The sequence below is a fragment of the Exiguobacterium sp. s129 genome, assembly GCF_018617585.1.
GTDB lineage: Bacteria > Bacillota > Bacilli > Exiguobacteriales > Exiguobacteriaceae > Exiguobacterium > Exiguobacterium aestuarii_A.
This window is the reverse complement of the sequence record NZ_JACSKL010000022.1, coordinates 1-18,159: the sequence shown is the minus strand read 5'-3', so window position 1 is coordinate 18,159 and position 18,159 is coordinate 1. Positions and strand designations below refer to the sequence as shown.

The following is an 18,159-nucleotide window of genomic DNA, read 5'->3' as shown; positions in this document are numbered from 1 at the left end:
AAGTAGTTGGGGGATCTCCCCCTGTGAGGATAGGACGTTGCCAGGCAACAACAGAGAGGACGACCGAGCATACGCTCGGTCGTTTTTTTGTATGTACGATGAAATCGAACTCCGTATTTATATCGCTTTTATTATGAAACTCCGAACAATTCTCATCATCTATAGGGGAATGAACACAATTCTGACTTTTCTGAACATCGGGAATTGAATTGCACTTTTGCGTTATACCTGTTACCATTACAGAAATATTTCGAAACAAAGATGTAGGTAGAACGAGAAAGGGGCCATCAATTTTTATGTGGGAAAACAAGTTTGCAAAAGAAGGTTTAACGTTTGATGATGTATTACTCGTACCGAGGTTCTCAAATGTTTTACCGCGTGACGTTGATTTAAGCACAAAGCTCTGTGAAGGATTAGAATTGAATATCCCAATCATCAGTGCGGGTATGGATACCGTCACGGAAGCTCCGATGGCAATTGCTATGGCCCGTCAAGGCGGCTTAGGTGTCATTCACAAGAACATGTCAATGGAAATGCAGGCTGAGCATGTCGATCGCGTTAAGCGCTCAGAGAATGGTGTCATCACAAATCCTTTCTATTTAACTCCAGATCGTCAAGTGTATGATGCTGAGTATTTGATGAGTAAATATCGCATTTCTGGCGTACCAATCGTCAACTCAGAAGAAGAACGTAAGTTGATTGGTATTTTGACGAATCGTGATCTTCGTTTCATCAAAGATTATTCAACCGTCATCAAGGATGTGATGACAACGGAAAACCTCATCACTGCAAAAGTAGGTACATCGCTTGAGGAAGCAGAACGTATTCTTCATCAACACCGCATTGAGAAACTTCCACTCGTCGATGAAGCTGGCGTATTGAAAGGTCTCATCACGACAAAAGATATCGAGAAGGTCGAGCAATTCCCAAACGCGGCAAAAGACAAGCAAGGTCGTCTTCTTGTAGCAGCTGCAGTCGGAGTAACAAAAGATGCAGCATCACGTGCTCAAGTACTTGTAGAAGCAGGCGTAGATGCATTGGTTATCGATACAGCACATGGACATTCGGCTGGTGTGCTTGAAAAAGTTCGTGAGTTGCGCGATACGTTCCCATCGCTCCCAATCATTGCAGGAAACGTGGCTACTGCTGAAGCGACACGTGCTTTGATTGAAGCTGGAGCATCGGTCATCAAAGTCGGAATTGGACCAGGATCAATCTGTACGACACGCGTCGTTGCAGGCGTTGGTGTTCCACAAATCACAGCTGTATATGATTGTGTCACAGAAGCAAAAGAGCATGGTGTATCAGTCATCGCTGATGGTGGAATCAAGTACTCAGGCGATATCGTCAAAGCCATCGCTGCTGGAGCAAACGCTGTCATGCTTGGTAGCTTGCTTGCTGGTGTGAAAGAGAGCCCAGGCGAAATGGAAATTTACCAAGGTCGTCAGTTTAAGACATACCGTGGTATGGGATCTGAAGCATCGATGAAGCGCGGTAGCCAAGACCGTTACTTCCAAGAAGCAGACAAAAAGTTCGTTCCAGAAGGAATCGAAGGACGTGTCGCCTATCGTGGCGAACTCGCTGACACGGTATATCAATTGATTGGTGGTCTTCGCTCAGGTATGGGATACTGTGGCGCTGCCGACATCCGTGCCCTTCGTGAAGACACACAATTCATTCGTATGACGGGTGCGGGTCTTCAAGAAAGTCACCCACACGATGTCAATATCACAAAAGAAGCACCGAACTACTCACGCTAATGTAAAAAGCCGCCATCCTGTACACTCAGGATGGCGGTTATTTATTTGCGCTTCTCTACTAAAATCACGGTACCACCTTGATCTTGAGCAGGAAGTGAGACGGTGACTTTACCATTCTTTTGAACGATGTATTGTTTACCACTATATCGGTCAATCAAAATGGTTTTCGCTTTATACGATGTATTGAAGGAAACGGTTTGCGCTTTCTCTTTCGTATTTAATCCGACGAGAACCGATTGTTTTCCATAACTTCGTTTGAAGATTGAATAGCCAGCCTCAGAATTCGAAACGATGGACGAACGTGTCCCTTTACTGAATACGTGCGAATAGTCTGCACGGATATTCAAAAGTTTTTGATAGTGCGTATGCATCGCTTTTCCTTCACCTTTGACGCGAGACCAGTCGAAGTCATAGCGATTTTCATTGAACTCGCCTTTATCCATATCGCCCGCATGCTTCCCAGATTGACCGACTTCTTCTCCGTAATAGATTACAGGCTGACCTTTCGCCGTGATTTGAAGAGAGGCTGCGACCATTTGCTTACCAGTGTCCCCGCCTGCCCGCGAGACGAGGAAGCCGTCTTCATCATGACTACTCAAGAATTGTCCGAGCGTCGCTTCGTTCGATAATTGCGTATTACGATATTGAAGCGCCTTTTCAACGTCTTCGATATTGCCATTTACGAATCGTTCAGCCTGATATTTAAAATCAAAGTCGAGCAAGGAATCCATTTGACCACTTCTTAAGTATCCGCCTGTGTTGTTGATACTCGCCCCGTAGTGCTCCCCAATCAATTTGAAATTCGGTTTGATTGCCGTTAATTCATTTTTAAATGATTTCCACGTTGTGGAGTCCACGTGTTTGACCGTATCGACACGGAAGTAATCAATCGTGTTACCTTTTTTCGTTTTCGACCGTTTGATCCAATCTGTCTGCCATTTCACCAACTGTTCTCGAACGGCAGCTTCTTCCGTCTTGAAGTCGGGAAGACCGGATAGCGACATTTTGAGATCGTCTCCGTTGACCGGATTTTCACGAATCATCCCATCGAATACTTGTCGTTCTGCATCCGTTGGGAAGTTTGTGACAGATGAGCTTGCTCCAGGCTCCATGCCGTAGCCGGGATGGTTCAAGACGACGTCGACCATAATCTTCATTCCACGTTTATGCGCTTCATCAATCAGTTTATGGAAGGCAGCCATATCCCCGAGATGTTCATCAAGTTTTTCAAAGTTTTTGGCCCAATACCCATGATATCCATATTGAGAACCGTCTTTTCCATATCGTAAATCCCAATCGATGTTATCCACAATTGGAGTAATCCAAATCGTATTGATCCCAAGGTCGTCTAAATAATCGAGTTTTTTCGTGACACCTGCAAAATCGCCACCATGGTAAGACTCAGGATGATCTTTGTCATAGTATTCACGATTCGGGTTGTCATTGGATAAATCTCCGTTGTAGAAGCGATCGGTGAGCATGAAATAGATGCGCGCCTCATCCCAGTCAAACGCTTGTTTTTCCTTCATCGTTTTAGGGACGACACGAATCGTTGTTTTCGAGCGATGAACGTTTCCATATTGGTCGATTGCAGTGACGGCAAGCGTCTTATTTCCAGGTTTGACTGTGTCTTTCACCGCGATTGTTTGGGCGTTTAACGCACGATCAATGTGTAACTTTTCAGGACCGCCGAGTGGGCGTGCATCGATATAGAGTTCTCGGAGTGTCACACCTTTTGGCAAGGTCGGGTTTACTCGAACAACCGCATTTTCACGAGAGCTGATGGCTTTCGGACTGACAGAAGAAGTGAGTTTGACTGTTGGTTGACGATATTCGATTTGAGAAGCCTCGAAATAAGGATCTTTCACTTCAGTCGTGACGCCGTCCTTCGTGACGAGATACGTGTAGTCATGGATTCCTTCAGGTAAACGTACCGTGTGGCGGAACCACTCGTTTTCTGGCTCATAAGTCATCGGGTACGTCGCGCCATTGATTTTGAGTGCGACCTGATCGATTTCATCCATTTCTCCTGCTTCATAGAGTGCTACATCACGATAGAAGAATTGAACCCCATCTGTACCGTATTCGGGACCACTGATTGTCGGAACTTGATGGAAGGTACCTTTTCCGCTTTCGACGACGACCTTCGTGACGCGATCTTCTCCGAGCGTGACGTATCTGTCTTCTCCATAAGCATCCTTAACGGCCCAGTCCGTGCCTTTTCGAATGACAAACCCAACTTTCGTGGCGTCTTGACCAACCGGGATACGGAAGATGGCCCCATCGTCAGTTATCCGGTATGGATCGACTTGTCCGTCTTTTTTCCCTGTGCTCCATGTCCATAAGTTCCAATCCGTATAGTCATGATCGGCACGGACATACTTCATTTCGATATAGCGTGTCGTTTCCCAAGGATCAGCGAGCTTTGTTGCTGTTTTGAAAGTAGTCGTCAATGCCGGGAGTGTTGTATTCGAAATCGTTCCAGTCACTGCACCTTCTGGAATAGTGGCCGTATATGACGTATTGAGAGCGAGAGCCTCTTTCGGTTGAAGTGTCACGCTCGTACCGTTCGTCGTCACATCAACCGGGACACGCGTCTCCCCTTGTTGTAAGGTAACCGATGTGGAATCCAAACGGACGGGTTCATTAAATGTCCATGTGATTGGAGCAGACACATCCACATCAATGGATGATGAGGCCGGGGTCACAGACGCAACTTCAAGTTGGTCAATCGTCTCTACCCCATTTAAGGTGAACGGGGCACTATAAACAGATTGTGTGGATGGCGTGGCAGACACGTTCCAACTATTGGCCAATTGATTGGCAGCGTTGCTCGGAATCGTATCGAACGCCCCATGTTCTCCGGCGTTATTTCCGCTTAATACAGTTAAGGCGCGTACTTGATCTCCATTGTTTAAGCCGAGCAATGACAGAGGAACTTTTCCTTCAAATCCTTTCGTTCGGTCTAAGGCAAAAGCCGCACCGTTCAACTGATTCAATTGTAAAAGTGGTTTCTCTTGACCCGCCTGATAAAGAGCAGCCTCTTTTACATTCTGATCGCCATCGACTCGGACGAGAATATGATACTGAGGTGCCTTGTCGACACCTTTAAAATCGAATGGATAGCCGAGGGGATTCGTCGATACACCTGAATCTTCATCGTTGATTTGAAGGGCGATGTTGATGTATTGCCCGTTGTCTCCCCAGTTCGGGACATTATTCGCGTCTACGTAAAAATAAAGGTGTTGGGCATCATTGTTTATGTATAAATCACCGACATCAAATCCTTGCCATCCAGCAGTGGGCGAACTTGCGAGGGCGGGAATATTAGCCCAATCTGTTTTTGCCCCATCAATCGTGATTGCAGTCGGTTCAGCCAATGCGTTCATCGGAACCCCGGCTTGAATGAGCAATACACCGGACAGGAATAAAGTCGAAGCCTGATGAGCAGTTTTTTTCTTCATGAGACACCTCTTTTGTTTGAGTTAAGTTGCACAATTTTATGCAAACGTTTTCAAAAGTAGTTTAGCGGAAGTTGTAAGCGCTAACAATATGTTTTTGAAAAAACAATAAATAACCGCGTCTCCTGTTGGTTGAGGAGATGCGGTCATGATTCAGTAGTGACGAGTGAACCTTTGACGATGAGTCGTTCCGTCGTATCGAACGTACAAGTGATCAATGTAAGGGTAGGAATAGCTGTTTCATCTAATACATCAACTCGTTCAGGAGAGACGGTCTCAAGCGATATCACGACGTATTCGTAAGTGTGCGTATCATCTCGAAGATAGATTTTCATACCAACATGGACTTCATGGAGTGGACCGAATAGAGCGGTCGCATGTTGTAAATAATGACCGGCCAGTGCGTAATTGCCTTTTCCCATTTCTTGATCAGGATGCATGGTTCCCGCTCCGACGGCGAGACTCTCATCATCTAACCCTTTTATGATCGGGAGCTCTAGTGAAACATCTGGAATCGAAATGACACCGATTGTCGGCAACTGATGAAACCGATTGCGCGCTTGTAAGACGTCCGTTAAAGAGAGTGGTGTGACTGCCGCAAAATCATAACTCGACTCAATTTCACTCTCGTCTTGTAATTCCATATGTTCAACGACATATTCACTCGTTGAACTGGCGATATTCTCTTTCCAAATCGAGCTCGTTAAAAAGAAGAGACCGCTGCCGAGTAAACAGATTCCGATGATCCATCGGACGTGTCGCTTCATGGAGTCACTCCTTTCGGGATTTCCCAGGCATCCATCAACTGATCGATCACATTCGGTAACGATGATTCAGGCAAGTGTGCAAAGCCAAACAAAAATTGTATGTGCGAATCTGGGTGTACGATGCGATAGTCGTTCATCGATTTGATGGCGATTTCAGACGATTCAGCGGATTGTTTCAATTCTTGCTCTGTCCGATTGCTGATGACGGTCAAGACAACGTGCAATCCAGCGCTCGCACCTGTCACTGTGACAATTGGTTCGAATGGGCGGAAGGCGGCGAGCACGATCTCTAACTTGCGGCGGTATATTTTTCGCATCCGATTCAAATGCTTCTCGAAGTCACCACTCGACATAAATAGAGCCAACGTATGCTGTTCGAATCGTGGGACGCTACACGTGAAGTAATGATGTCGCTCTCGGTAACGATTCAATAGAGGTGTTGGTAACACCATATATCCAATACGAAGGGATGGCATGAGTGATTTCGAGAAAGTACTGATATAGATGACACGTTCGTTCGGGTCCATACTTTGAAGAGAGGGGATGGGTTTACCACTATAACGGAACTCACTATCGTAATCGTCCTCAATGATATACGTCTGGTGAACGAGCGCCCAATTCAATAAACGTTGGCGTCGACTGACGGATAGGACAGTACCTGTCGGAAATTGATGGGCAGGCGTTACGTATAGCGCATCGATTGCATGACGTTCGAGCTCACTGACACAAACGCCACTTTCATCTACGGGGATTGGGATAGAAGTGCGCCCCTGTTGCTCGAATAAAAGACGAGTGAGCGGATAGCCGGGATCTTCAATGCCAAAGACCGATGCGTCAGGTAACAAATCCAAAAGCTGTGGAAGGAGTTGTTCCGTCCCTGATCCGACGATGATTTGTTCGGGTGAGCATTGGACGCCTCGTGAATGATAGAGATAGGTCGCAATTTCCTGTCGTAGTTCGAGATCCCCTTGGACGGAACCTAGCGCGAGTAGTTCATGATGAACTTCATCGACAACGTTCTTGACGTGTCGTTTCCAACGTTCAAACGGAAAAGCAGTCGTATCGATTTGACTTGGCGATACATCGTACGTATATGTCTTTTTAAGTGGAGACGGCGTGATGGTGCTGCTCGATCGCCGGACGTACAGTTCCTCTTGCGGCAACACATAAAATCCTTTCCGGGGAACGGATTCAATGTACCCTTCGGCGAGTAACTGGGCGTAAGCGAACTCGACTGTCGTCTGAGACACATCCAAAAATTGAGTCAGTTTACGTTTCGAAGGTAACTTAGTACCCGTCTTTAATGTATCGTCGACGATAGCATCCCGAATGTGTTTATATAACTGCTCATATAGCGGGATGGATGAGTCTTGTTCAAGTGAAAAGGTAAGCATATCCATAAAACGACGTTCCTTTCTTTACAAACCGAAAAAGAAGTATAAGAGAAAACCGAGGATAACCAAGGTTGAGACAATTCCAGGTGTACCAAATGAGGCGCGATGACCTCCTTCAAACGGATCACGGTCGAACATATTGATTCCTCCTTTATACTTCAACACGTTCGAGATAGTAGCCATAGAGTCCTTTTTCCAAACTGACCACTTTAAAAAATAAGAATCTGGCACTTTTAATATAGTCAATCCAGCTTATACTAGCAAGTAGAACATGAACTCATGGAGGGATTTTAATGGAAAAGAGACAAGTGGGAACAGATAAAGTAAAACGTGGGATGGCTGAAATGCAAAAAGGTGGCGTCATCATGGACGTCATCAACGCAGAGCAGGCAAAAATTGCTGAAGCTGCAGGTGCGGTTGCTGTCATGGCACTTGAACGCGTACCTTCGGATATCCGTAAAATGGGTGGGGTTGCCCGTATGGCCGACCCAACAATCATTGAAGATGTCATGGGAGCAGTATCTGTTCCAGTTATGGCGAAATGCCGTATCGGACATATCGCTGAAGCGCGTGTCCTCGAGTCGATGGGGGTCGACTTTATCGATGAGAGTGAAGTATTGACGCCAGCAGATGAAGAGTTCCATTTGTACAAACGCGACTATACAGCACCGTTCGTATGTGGAGCACGTGACCTTGGCGAAGCGGCTCGTCGTATCGGCGAAGGCGCGGCAATGATTCGTACAAAAGGTGAGCCAGGAACAGGGAATATCGTGGAAGCGGTTCGTCACATGCGCACCGTACAAGCACAAGTGAAACGTCTCTTGTCGATGAGCGTGGATGAAGTCATGACAGAAGCTCGTGATCTCGGAGCTCCATTTGAAGTGCTTATGCAAATTCGTGAAGCGGGTCGTCTCCCTGTCGTTAACTTTGCGGCGGGTGGAATCGCGACACCAGCGGATGCTGCCTTGATGATGCACCTCGGAGCAGATGGTGTCTTCGTCGGATCTGGTATCTTCAAAGCGGAGAACCCAGAGAAATTCGCACGTGCCATCGTAGAAGCGACAACGTACCACGATGACTATGAGCGAATCGCGCACCTTTCAAAAGGATTAGGTGAGGCGATGAAAGGACTCGACGTCCGTACGCTCAAAGATGAAGAACTCATGGCACCACGAGGCTGGTAAGATGGTAACGATTGGCGTATTAGGGATGCAGGGTGCAATTCGTGAGCATGTTCGCATGCTTGAAGCGCTCGGTGCTCAAACCGTTGTAGTCCGCTCATTGAAAGACTTGAAAGCAATCGATGGATTAGTCTTACCAGGTGGAGAAAGTACCGCGATGCGACGTTTACTCGATCGTTATGAGTTACTTGAGCCACTTCGCGACATGGAGACGTTACCGATGTTTGGCACATGTGCCGGCATGATTCTTCTTGCGAATGAAGTCGAAGGGTATGACGCCCACTTAAAGAAAATCCCGATGACAGTAAAACGTAATGCATTCGGACGTCAGGTCGACAGTTTTGAAGTCGATCTTCCGGTAAAAGGAATCGATGAGCCGGTCGAAGCGGTCTTTATTCGTGCCCCACAAGTAGCGCGAGTTGAACCGGAAGTAGACGTGCTCGCCGAAGTTGAGGAAGCGATTGTAGCAGTTCGTTATAACCAGTACCTTGCTTGTTCGTTCCATCCGGAATTGACGGAAGATTTATCATTGCACCGCTATTTTATCGAGATGGTTAAAGAAAATCAGAAGCAATATGCATAAGTTTGAGGGACCTCATGAAAAGGGGGTCCTTCAAACTTATTTTTTGTTACACTGAACAAAGAAGCGTATAGAAAGGGGAAACTATGTGAAGGCTCGCTATTTAATCATGATGTTTGTTGCCATGTTGCTTGTACAAGTAATCGTACCCTCAGTCGCCTCTGCGGCCGCGCCAAAAGTCGACGCGGCGAGTGCGATGCTCGTAGACGTGACGACAGGTCAGGTCTTATTTACAAAACAGGAAGATGCCATGCTTCAACCGGCTTCGATCACAAAGTTGATGACAGCATTTTTGACGCGTGAAGCAATCGAAGAAGGAAAGCTCAGTTGGAATCAGGAGGTTACACCGAGCGACGCTGCCTTGGCGCTGACGAGAAAACCGGGACTAGCAAGAATCCCGCTACTGAATAAACCGTATACCGTCAAAGAGTTATACGATGCAGCACTAATTCGTTCGGCGAACGAAGCGGCTGTGACGCTCGGGGAAGCGGTGTCTGGTTCAGAAGAGGCGTTCGTCAAAGAAATGAATCGTCGAGCGGATGAATTAGGGATGACACAAACGACGTTCGCGAATGCATCGGGACTCGATTCTGTATCAGCCGGTCTACCAGGAGATAATTTGACATCTGCCAACGATTTAATGAAGTTGGCGATTGCATATTTGACGACTTTTCCGGAAGTGCTCGACGTGACGAAACGGGCATACGTGGATGTCGACGGTGTCCGCTTTGACGCGACGAACCGAATGCTCGCCGACCGAGATCTCGCCTATCCGGGGATGCTCGGCTTTAAAACGGGAACAACGAATGAGGCAGGCTATTGCTTTATCGGTGTGTCGACACGGGATGGTCGCACTGTGTTATCCGTCGTTCTTGGCGCACCATCTGATGAGGGGCGCTATGTAGCGACGAAAGCGTTACACGACTATGCGTACTCAGATTTCGTCATGACACCGATTTTACGGACAGGGGAAACCATTTCGGAAACGGCAACGGTCTCTCAAGGTGAAACGGAACAGGTCACTGTTCGTACGACGAATGACTTTGAAGTGTTAGTCGAAAAAGGGAAACCTGTCCCGGAACCGAAAGTTGAACTGCTCGAACTAGACGCTCCGGTCAAGGTCGATACACAGGCAGGCACGGTTACCATTGACTCCTCGGATCAAGTTCGCTATTTAGAAGGAGAGACACCTCCGAAGATGACGCTTGTCACGGCAGAGGCGGTTGATACGGCTTCGTTTTTGACGAGAATGACGCGAGCGTTTGTTGATTTCCTCGATCAAATCAGATTGGCACTTGGAAAAATCAGTCTTGTCGAACAAGTTCAGATGTTGTAAAGTAAGATTAATTCAATGACAGATGCGATGATGAGAATAAGTACGTTACGTACGTCTACTGACAGAGAGCTAGTGGTTGGTGCAAACTAGTGAGATGGCGTAACCGAATCGGCCTCGGAGCATTGGCTTGGAAACAAGTCACGTTTGGCACACGTTACGTGCATCGAGTGGCTCATGCATTTGGGCAACGAGGGTGGCAACGCGGATCCAAGGTGGTTCGTCCCTTTCCTACGGGAAAGGGACGTGCCGCCTTTTTTATATGAAAAAAGGAGGAACAGCAATGTTAGACATTAAACGTTTACGACAAGATTTTGAAGGGATTAAAGAAAAGTTAGCTTACCGTGGAGAAGATTTGAGTGCACTTGACCGCTTCCCGCAGTTAGAAGAAAAGCGCCGTGACTTGATTAACGAAGTGGAAGTAAAGAAAGCGAAGCGCAATGAAGCGACAAAACAAATCGCTGAATTAAAACGCAACAAACAAGATGCAGAAGGTCCAATCTTGGAAACACGTCGTCTTGGGGATGAAATCAAATTGTTGGATGAGGAGTTACGAGAAGTAGAGGCAGAGCTCAACTTGATCTTGCTCAGCATTCCAAACATCCCACATGAGTCAACTCCAATCGGTGAGACAGAAGACGATAACGTGACGATTCGTGAAATCGGAACGAAGCCTGATTTTGATTTCGAGCCGAAGCAACATTGGGACGTGATGGAAGACCTAAAAATCGTCGATGTCGAGCGCGCTGGAAAAGTAACGGGTAGCCGTTTTGTCTTCTATAAAGGATTAGGTGCTCGCTTAGAACGTGCTCTGATCAACTTTATGATGGACCTTCATTCAGACGAGCATGGATACTCAGAAGTATTGCCGCCGTACATGGTCAATCGTGATTCGATGATTGGAACAGGTCAACTTCCTAAATTTGAAGAAGATGCGTTCAAAGTAGAGGACACGAACTACTTCCTCGTTCCAACAGCTGAAGTGCCAGTTACAAACATGCACCGTGAAGAAATCATCCCGGAAACACAGCTTCCGATTACGTATACAGCATATAGCGCTAACTTCCGTTCTGAAGCCGGTTCAGCTGGTCGTGATACACGTGGCTTGATTCGTCAGCACCAGTTCAACAAAGTCGAGCTCGTCCGCTTCGTGAAACCAGAAGAGTCATATGAACAACTAGAATTATTGACAGGTCATGCTGAAGAGGTATTGAAGCGCCTTGGACTTCCGTATCAAGTACTCAGCATGTGCACGGCAGACCTCGGCTTCACAGCTGCGAAAAAATATGACATCGAAGTATGGATGCCAGCACAAGGGATGTATCGTGAGATTTCTTCTTGCTCTAACTTCGAAGATTTCCAAGCGCGTCGTGCGGGAATTCGCTTCCGTCGTGATGCCAACGCGAAACCAGAATTCGTTCATACATTGAACGGCTCAGGATTGGCAGTCGGTCGAACGGTGGCAGCGATTTTGGAAAACTATCAACAGGCAGATGGATCAGTCGTCATTCCGGAAGTGCTTCGTCCTTACATGGGTGGGAAAGAAAAGATTGAAATGCCGAACTAAACACTTGAGCCGCCTCGATTTTGAGGCGCTCAATTTTTTTTAATGTTTTTTCACAAAAGGGTTTGACATCTGTCTCTTCAGTTGGTACTATAAATCATGTCGAGCGACACTGTTGCTCACGAATTGCATATGAGCTTTGGAGGTGTACCCAAGTGGTTTAAGGGAACGGTCTTGAAAACCGTCAGGGGTGTAACAGCCTGCGTGGGTTCGAATCCCACCACCTCCTCCATTTCTTTTTTGGAGGCTCACACAATTTTATATCTTTTGGAGGTGTACCCAAGTGGTTTAAGGGAACGGTCTTGAAAACCGTCAGGGGTGTAACAGCCTGCGTGGGTTCGAATCCCACCACCTCCTCCACTTTCTTTTTTTTACACTTTTTTAGGCCTGGAGTTGTACCCAAGTCCGGCTGAAGGGGACGGACTCGAAATCCGTTAGGAGTCGCAAGGCTCGCGTGGGTTCGAATCCCACCAACTCCGCTTTCAATCGGGCATCTGCAGAGGCAGATGCATTTTTTGTATCCACAGACATATGCGCTGTGGATTTTTTTATGCACAAAAAAGAGAGATCACGCTTTTGATGGCGTAATCCCTCTGTATGATTATCTAACTTTTGCTTCGCGAGCAATCGTTAACTGCTTTTCGATTTTTTCAAGGATGAGTTCGACTGAATCTGGGTCTTTGATGAGATCGTACTCTTCAATCGAGAGGCGTAGTACTGGGCACAAGTTGAAGTTGTTGATCCACTCTGTGTAGCGTTCGTACATCTCTTCCCAATAAGCGATTGGTGTTTGTTGCTCCATCTCGCGACCGCGCATCTGGATGCGTTCAAGGACTTGTTCGAACGAACCTTCAAGATAAATCAATAGGTCTGGGTGTGGGAAGAAGGGTGTTAACACCATAGCCTCGAACAAACTTGAATACGTTTCGTAGTCTGTTGGTGACATCGTCCCTTTTTCATAATGCATTTTTGCGAAGATGCCTGTGTCTTCATAGATGGAACGGTCTTGAATGAAGCCGCCACCGTATTGGAAGATTTTCTTCTGTTCTTTAAAGCGTTCTGCTAAGAAGTAAATTTGAAGATGGAAACTCCAACGTTCAAAATCATGATAGAATTTATCGAGGTAAGGGTTCGTATCTACTTTCTCTAGCGACGTTCGGAAGTTTAAAGCATCGGCTAACGAATTGGTAATCGTCGATTTCCCGATTCCAACCATTCCACCGATTGTAATGATCGTATCGTTCGGAATGTTATATTTATCAATCAGCTTCATTTTAATTGTGCTCCTTTAGTTAATTCTAATTCGCGTTCAATCGTCTTGAGGACATGTGTCAAATCGTCCGGATTGTGTACAAAGTCGAGTTCATCCCCACTAAACGAGAGGATTTTCACTTCTGGATGGGCCGCGCGATAGGATTCGACGAACGTCTCATAATCGTGAGCAAGTTGTTCGAGATAATCGCGAGACATATTTTCTTCCACTTCACGTCCACGCAAAGCAACGCGTTTCATCAGTGTCTCAATGCTGGCGTGTAAGTAAATGACGACATCAGGTTTCGGCATATCATGTGTCAAAATCTTATAAATCTGCTCGTACTTGTTTAAATGCGCAGGTTTCAGCGAACGGTGAGCAAAAATCAAGTTTTTGAAAATATGATAGTCCGAAACGACGGATTGCTGTTGACTCAAGTGGTGTTTATGAATATCATCCAACTGCTTGAATCGATTGCATAAGAAGAACATTTCCGTTTGGAAACTCCATTCTTCGATATCTTCATAAAACTTGCCGAGAAATGGGTTCTCTTCTACAATTTCATTCAGCATCTGCATCGAGAAATGCTGACTGATGATATGGGCCAGTGATGTTTTCCCGACACCAATCGGTCCTTCTACCGTTATAAACATATGATGTCATCCTCCATTATCCAAAGTGCAAGTTCCATTCTAGCATAGAATGCGAATGATATGGCGAGGGATTTGATTTTCATTTTTTTTCATAGTGTTAAATAAGAAATGAGGTGAATCGATGGAACGTGATGAACGATTTATGCAGTTGGCCATCGAAGAAGCAAAGAAAGCAGAGGCCATCGGTGAGGTTCCGATCGGCTGTGTGATTGTTAAAGGTGATGAAGTGATTGCGACTGGTCATAATCGTCGTGAAACAGATTTATTGGCAGCGGCTCATGCTGAGATGATTGCGATTGAATCAGCAAATCGATCACTGGGCAATTGGCGATTAGAAGATTGTGAGTTATACGTCACACTCGAACCGTGTCCAATGTGTGCGGGTGCCATTGTGCTATCCCGAGTGAAGCGGGTCATCTTCGGTGCACATGATCCGAAAGGGGGTTGTTGCGGTACGTTGATGAATTTGGTACAAGATGAACGATTCAATCATCAGGCTGACGTAACCGAAAATGTTTTAGCAGAAGAATGTGGACGACTTCTAACTGATTTCTTCCGGGCGCTTAGAGAAAGGAAGAAACAAGAGAGACTTCATCAGAGAGGTTGCAACCCAATCGATTAAACAGTATAATGTAATAGCACTCGAGATAGTGCATAATTTCATTTACCCATTTGCCGTGCTAGGTGGGGAGGTAGCGGTGCCCTGTCACTCGCAATCCGCTGTAGCGAGACTGAATCCCGATTCGAGGGAGTGCGCTGGTGTGGTCTGCCTTATGTAAGTGGCGTTGACGTCTGAGTCCTGCGCAACGGTCACCCATGAACCAGGTCAGGTCCGGAAGGAAGCAGCCTTAAGTGGTGACGTACCGTGTGCCGCAGGGGTGCTTGGGCTGAGCAAACTGCATGAGTAACGCATGTTGACGTGCTTTCAGAAATCGGTGCGCGGCAGATTTATTTTATAACTTCAATCTATGGCCCCAGGGCTGTAGATTTTTTTGTATGATGAGATAGAGAAGAAAAGTGGGGAAGGAGGCGAACTCATGGCGTATCAAGCGTTATATCGAGTATACAGACCTCAGTCATTTCAAGAGGTCGTCGGTCAAGTCCATATCACACGTACGATTCAAAACGCTTTATTAGAGGAGCGGATGTCACACGCATATTTATTTTCAGGTCCACGCGGGACAGGGAAGACGAGCTTAGCGAAAATCATTGCTAAGGCGATCAACTGTGAAAGTGCACCGACACGTGAACCGTGTAATACCTGTCCGACGTGTATCGCTATCACGGAAGGTGCGAGTCCGGACGTGTTTGAAATCGATGCGGCATCAAATAATGGAGTTGACGAAATTCGAGAAATCCGAGACAAAGTCAAATATCCACCGTCTCAAGGGCGTTACAAAGTATATATCATTGATGAAGTGCATATGTTGTCGACAGGTGCATTCAATGCATTATTGAAAACACTTGAAGAACCGCCAGCACATGCGATTTTTATTTTGGCAACGACAGAACCGCATAAAATTCCGGCAACGATTATTTCGCGCTGTCAGCGATTTGATGTCAAACGACATGAAGTGAGTCAATTGCAAACCCGGATGGCCTATATTTTGAATGATCAAGACCATGATTATGATCCGGAAGCATTGAAACTAATTGCACGGGCTGCTGATGGCGGGATGAGGGATGCCCTTAGCTTGCTTGATCAGGCCTTGGCATTTAGCGATGGGCGTCTGACGGAAGAAGCGGTGTTAGAAGTAACGGGTGCTGTGACGGATGAAACACTGCTCGAAATGGCATACGGATTACAGAAAAAAGAGTTGAATGCGATTTTGAGTACGCTTGAAATGATGTTACGTGAAGGGAAAGATTTAAAGCGTTTCATCGAAGACTTAGTGTTCGTCCATCGGGATGCGTTACTGTTGAAAGCATCTCCGCAAGCTGCCGACTTATTAGAGCGTGCTCGTCCGACTGATGAGTTTCGTCAGTTTGTCGAAGCGACTTCGACGGACGAATTGTTCCAAGTGATTGAAGAGCTCAATGAGTGCCAGCAGCAAATGAGGCTGTCGAATCATCCGAAGGTGTTGGTAGAGTTAACGTTCATTCGAATTGCAGAACAAGGTCGCACGATCAGTGAGCAGATGACACAACTTCAAGACCAAGTGCGTGAGTTGAGCCGCGAATTGAATGAAGTGAAGAAGAATGGCGTGACTGTGACAGGTATAGAGGTGGAAAAACCGAAGCCTGCTCCGAAACGGACACAAATCCGAGTGCCGAAAGAGCGGATTCGCCAATTACTTCAGCGAGCTGAGCGGCAGCATTTGAATGCGATTCGCGATAGTTGGGGCGACATCATGACGAATATTCGGATACAGGATGGTCCAATCTTCGCACTCTTCTATGAAAGTGAGGCTGTCCTTTGTGCAAGTGACACCTTACTGGTACAATTTAAAGATGGAATGACATGGCACTATGAACAAGTGAGTTCGAATGGTCGTACGCGTGATGTAATCGAGCAGGCGTTATTTGAAGTTACGGGGATTCGTCGTGAAATTATGGCGGTGCTTGAAACGGATTGGAATGAACTGAAGAATGAGTTCATCCTTCAAAAACAAGCAGAGCGGACAGAACGAGTCGAAGAACCAGAAACTGAAGATCCGTTGGTTGCACAGGCGATGGAACGTTTTGGCGATGTCGTTGAAATCGAAGAAACATAAGGGAGGCGCTCTGAATGCGTGGAATGGGAAATATGAATAACATGATGAAACAAATGCAAAAGATGCAAAAAGATATGGCGAAAGCTCAAGAAGAACTAAAAGAGTTATCAGTAGAAGGTACTGCAGGAGGCGGCATGGTAAAAGTTGTCGTCAGCGGTCATAAAGAGGTTTTAGATGTCATCATTGCAGAAGATGTCGTCGACCCGGAAGATGTAGATATGTTGCAGGATCTCGTCTTAGCAGCAATTAATGATGCGATGAAGCAAGCTGATCAGCTTGTGAATGATAAGATGGGACGTTTCACACAAGGTATGAATCTCCCAGGCTTTTAAGTGAAGAAAGGATCGATGCGAGTTGCAATACCCTGAAGCCATTGGACGATTGATTGAGAGTTTTACGAAACTACCTGGAATCGGTCCTAAAACTGCAGTGCGTTTGGCGTTCCATGTATTAGATATGGAAGAAGACGATGTATTAACGTTTGCGAAGTCTCTCGTCAGTGCGAAACGGGACATCAAATATTGTACCGTGTGCGGTCACATTACAGATATTGATCCTTGTGCAATCTGTAAAGACTCACATCGGGATGAAACGGTAGTTTGTGTGGTTCAAGATTCAAGAGACGTGATTGCCATGGAGAAAATGAGAGAGTATAGAGGGAAATATCATGTTCTTCATGGAGCCATAAGTCCAATGGAAGGGATTGGTCCAGAGGATATTAACGTTTCAAGCTTGCTGACACGGTTACAAGAGAACGAGTCAATCCAAGAAGTGATTTTAGCGACGAACCCGAACATTGAGGGAGAAGCGACTTCGATGTATTTATCACGCTTACTTAAGCCGACAGGAATCCGTGTAACTCGTCTCGCGCATGGTTTGCCCGTCGGTGGGGATTTAGAGTATGCGGACGAAGTGACCTTGTCTCGAGCGATGGAAGGTAGAAGAGAATTATGAAATGGTTTCGTAAGTCGTTAAAAGATGATTATGATCAACGACTACTGACTGAGTTGATGGAAGCGAAAGCTAAGTTTGAGTCGAAACGTCGGATGCTTGAAGTTAGCATCGAAGATACAGGAGAATTAGCGGCTCAAGTGAAGCAAGCAGAAGCTCTTTACTTTTTCTATTTGAAAGAGGCGAAAAAACGAAATGTATCCTTATCGTCTCTCCGTTCATAAGGCGAAGCCGTTGGCTCGCCTTATTTTATTTTTAACCCTATATAATGAAGAAAAAAATATAGTGTGAGTGATTAAAGCATAATTTAATAAATTTCTTAAAACTATTTTAATAAAAGGGTTGCGTGATTAAAGCTTTACTGATATATTAATAGACGTCGCCGAGATAAGCGGCAAACAAAATAAAAAATATTTTAAAAAGTGATTGACCTTTTGTTCTTCACTTGGTAAGATATTAAAGTCGCTAAGAGCGACAGACGAACTTTGAAAACTGAACGATGAGGCAAAAATAAGTTTTACAATTTTTTGAATGAAGCGCAAGCTTCGT

The 18,159-nt window shown here is 45.9% G+C and carries 16 protein-coding genes, 3 tRNA genes, 1 other RNA gene and 1 other annotated feature; of the genes, 14 read left to right on the top strand and 6 right to left on the bottom strand.

Going from position 1 to position 18,159, the window contains the following annotated elements; genetic code table 11:
• Window positions 1-296 precede the first annotated feature (296 nt).
• Window positions 297-1,760 (top strand): IMP dehydrogenase, encoded by a 1,464-nt coding sequence (gene guaB, locus KNO92_RS14325; RefSeq protein WP_214697315.1) that lies wholly within the window; start codon window positions 297-299, stop codon window positions 1,758-1,760.
• A 41-nt stretch (window positions 1,761-1,801) separates the two neighbouring features.
• On the opposite strand, the gene KNO92_RS14320 is transcribed toward guaB, so the two are convergent.
• From KNO92_RS14320 to pdxR, 3 genes are all read right to left on the bottom strand, one after another.
• Window positions 1,802-5,224 carry an alpha-amylase family glycosyl hydrolase gene (locus KNO92_RS14320; protein WP_214761850.1) on the bottom strand — a complete coding sequence of 1,141 codons (3,423 nt, stop codon included), beginning with the start codon at window positions 5,222-5,224 and terminating at the stop codon, window positions 1,802-1,804.
• Between the two features lie 143 nt (window positions 5,225-5,367).
• Window positions 5,368-5,988: a class A sortase gene (locus KNO92_RS14315; protein WP_214697311.1), complete on the bottom strand. Its 621-nt coding sequence runs from the start codon at window positions 5,986-5,988 to the stop codon at window positions 5,368-5,370.
• A complete protein-coding gene (gene pdxR / locus KNO92_RS14310) occupies window positions 5,985-7,388 on the bottom strand; it encodes a MocR-like pyridoxine biosynthesis transcription factor PdxR (RefSeq protein ID WP_214697309.1) in 1,404 nt (467 codons plus the stop codon). The genes KNO92_RS14315 and pdxR overlap by 4 nt, the downstream gene beginning before the upstream one ends.
• Window positions 7,389-7,675: 287 nt before the next feature.
• On the opposite strand from pdxR, the gene pdxS reads away from it, so the two are divergent.
• The 7 genes from pdxS (at window position 7,676) to KNO92_RS14275 (ending at window position 12,519) form a co-directional block, all read left to right on the top strand.
• Window positions 7,676-8,566 carry a pyridoxal 5'-phosphate synthase lyase subunit PdxS gene (gene pdxS, locus KNO92_RS14305; RefSeq protein ID WP_214697307.1) on the top strand — a complete coding sequence of 297 codons (891 nt, stop codon included), beginning with the start codon at window positions 7,676-7,678 and terminating at the stop codon, window positions 8,564-8,566.
• 1 nt (window position 8,567) lies between these two features.
• Entirely contained in the window at window positions 8,568-9,146 is a 579-nt protein-coding gene (gene pdxT / locus KNO92_RS14300) for a pyridoxal 5'-phosphate synthase glutaminase subunit PdxT (protein ID WP_214697306.1), read from the top strand.
• An 85-nt stretch (window positions 9,147-9,231) separates the two neighbouring features.
• The gene (locus KNO92_RS14295) at window positions 9,232-10,479 is read left to right on the top strand and encodes a D-alanyl-D-alanine carboxypeptidase family protein (RefSeq protein ID WP_214697304.1); all 1,248 of its coding nucleotides are present in this window, start codon (window positions 9,232-9,234) and stop codon (window positions 10,477-10,479) included.
• Window positions 10,480-10,497: 18 nt separating this feature from the next.
• Window positions 10,498-10,707 (top strand) — a binding site (T-box leader).
• Window positions 10,708-10,759: 52 nt separating this feature from the next.
• Complete coding sequence (gene serS / locus KNO92_RS14290) at window positions 10,760-12,043, top strand: serine--tRNA ligase (protein ID WP_214697302.1); 1,284 nt, start codon at window positions 10,760-10,762, stop codon at window positions 12,041-12,043.
• Between the two features lie 138 nt (window positions 12,044-12,181).
• Window positions 12,182-12,272, top strand: a tRNA-Ser gene (locus KNO92_RS14285).
• A 37-nt stretch (window positions 12,273-12,309) separates the two neighbouring features.
• A tRNA-Ser gene (locus KNO92_RS14280) sits at window positions 12,310-12,400 on the top strand.
• 29 nt (window positions 12,401-12,429) lie between these two features.
• Window positions 12,430-12,519, top strand: a tRNA-Ser gene (locus tag KNO92_RS14275).
• Window positions 12,520-12,641: 122 nt separating this feature from the next.
• Here the strand turns inward: KNO92_RS14275 and KNO92_RS14270 are convergent.
• Window positions 12,642-13,313 carry a deoxynucleoside kinase gene (locus KNO92_RS14270; RefSeq protein WP_251125747.1) on the bottom strand — a complete coding sequence of 224 codons (672 nt, stop codon included), beginning with the start codon at window positions 13,311-13,313 and terminating at the stop codon, window positions 12,642-12,644.
• Window positions 13,310-13,945 (bottom strand): deoxynucleoside kinase, encoded by a 636-nt coding sequence (locus KNO92_RS14265; protein WP_214697300.1) that lies wholly within the window; start codon window positions 13,943-13,945, stop codon window positions 13,310-13,312. The genes KNO92_RS14270 and KNO92_RS14265 overlap by 4 nt, the downstream gene beginning before the upstream one ends.
• A 121-nt stretch (window positions 13,946-14,066) precedes the next feature.
• Here KNO92_RS14265 and tadA point away from each other — a divergent pair, with 121 nt between their 5' ends.
• The 6 genes from tadA to KNO92_RS14235 all read left to right on the top strand — a co-directional run bounded on the left by tadA (window position 14,067) and on the right by KNO92_RS14235 (window position 17,834).
• The gene (gene tadA, locus KNO92_RS14260; RefSeq protein ID WP_214750036.1) at window positions 14,067-14,567 is read left to right on the top strand and encodes a tRNA adenosine(34) deaminase TadA; all 501 of its coding nucleotides are present in this window, start codon (window positions 14,067-14,069) and stop codon (window positions 14,565-14,567) included.
• A gap of 53 nt (window positions 14,568-14,620) precedes the next feature.
• Window positions 14,621-14,888: signal recognition particle sRNA large type (gene ffs, locus KNO92_RS14255), an RNA gene on the top strand.
• Between the two features lie 94 nt (window positions 14,889-14,982).
• Complete coding sequence (gene dnaX / locus KNO92_RS14250; RefSeq protein ID WP_214761848.1) at window positions 14,983-16,659, top strand: DNA polymerase III subunit gamma/tau; 1,677 nt, start codon at window positions 14,983-14,985, stop codon at window positions 16,657-16,659.
• A 14-nt stretch (window positions 16,660-16,673) separates the two neighbouring features.
• Window positions 16,674-16,991: a YbaB/EbfC family nucleoid-associated protein gene (locus KNO92_RS14245; protein ID WP_074034102.1), complete on the top strand. Its 318-nt coding sequence runs from the start codon at window positions 16,674-16,676 to the stop codon at window positions 16,989-16,991.
• Between the two features lie 22 nt (window positions 16,992-17,013).
• Window positions 17,014-17,613, top strand: coding sequence for a recombination mediator RecR (gene recR, locus KNO92_RS14240; protein ID WP_012727753.1), 600 nt, complete (start codon window positions 17,014-17,016; stop codon window positions 17,611-17,613).
• Window positions 17,610-17,834: a YaaL family protein gene (locus tag KNO92_RS14235; protein WP_214697288.1), complete on the top strand. Its 225-nt coding sequence runs from the start codon at window positions 17,610-17,612 to the stop codon at window positions 17,832-17,834. Before recR ends, KNO92_RS14235 begins: the two co-directional genes overlap by 4 nt.
• Before the next feature lie 126 nt (window positions 17,835-17,960).
• Here the strand turns inward: KNO92_RS14235 and KNO92_RS14230 are convergent.
• On the bottom strand, window positions 17,961-18,159 hold a 199-nt coding region (locus KNO92_RS14230), incomplete at its 5' end, for a hypothetical protein (protein WP_214761846.1).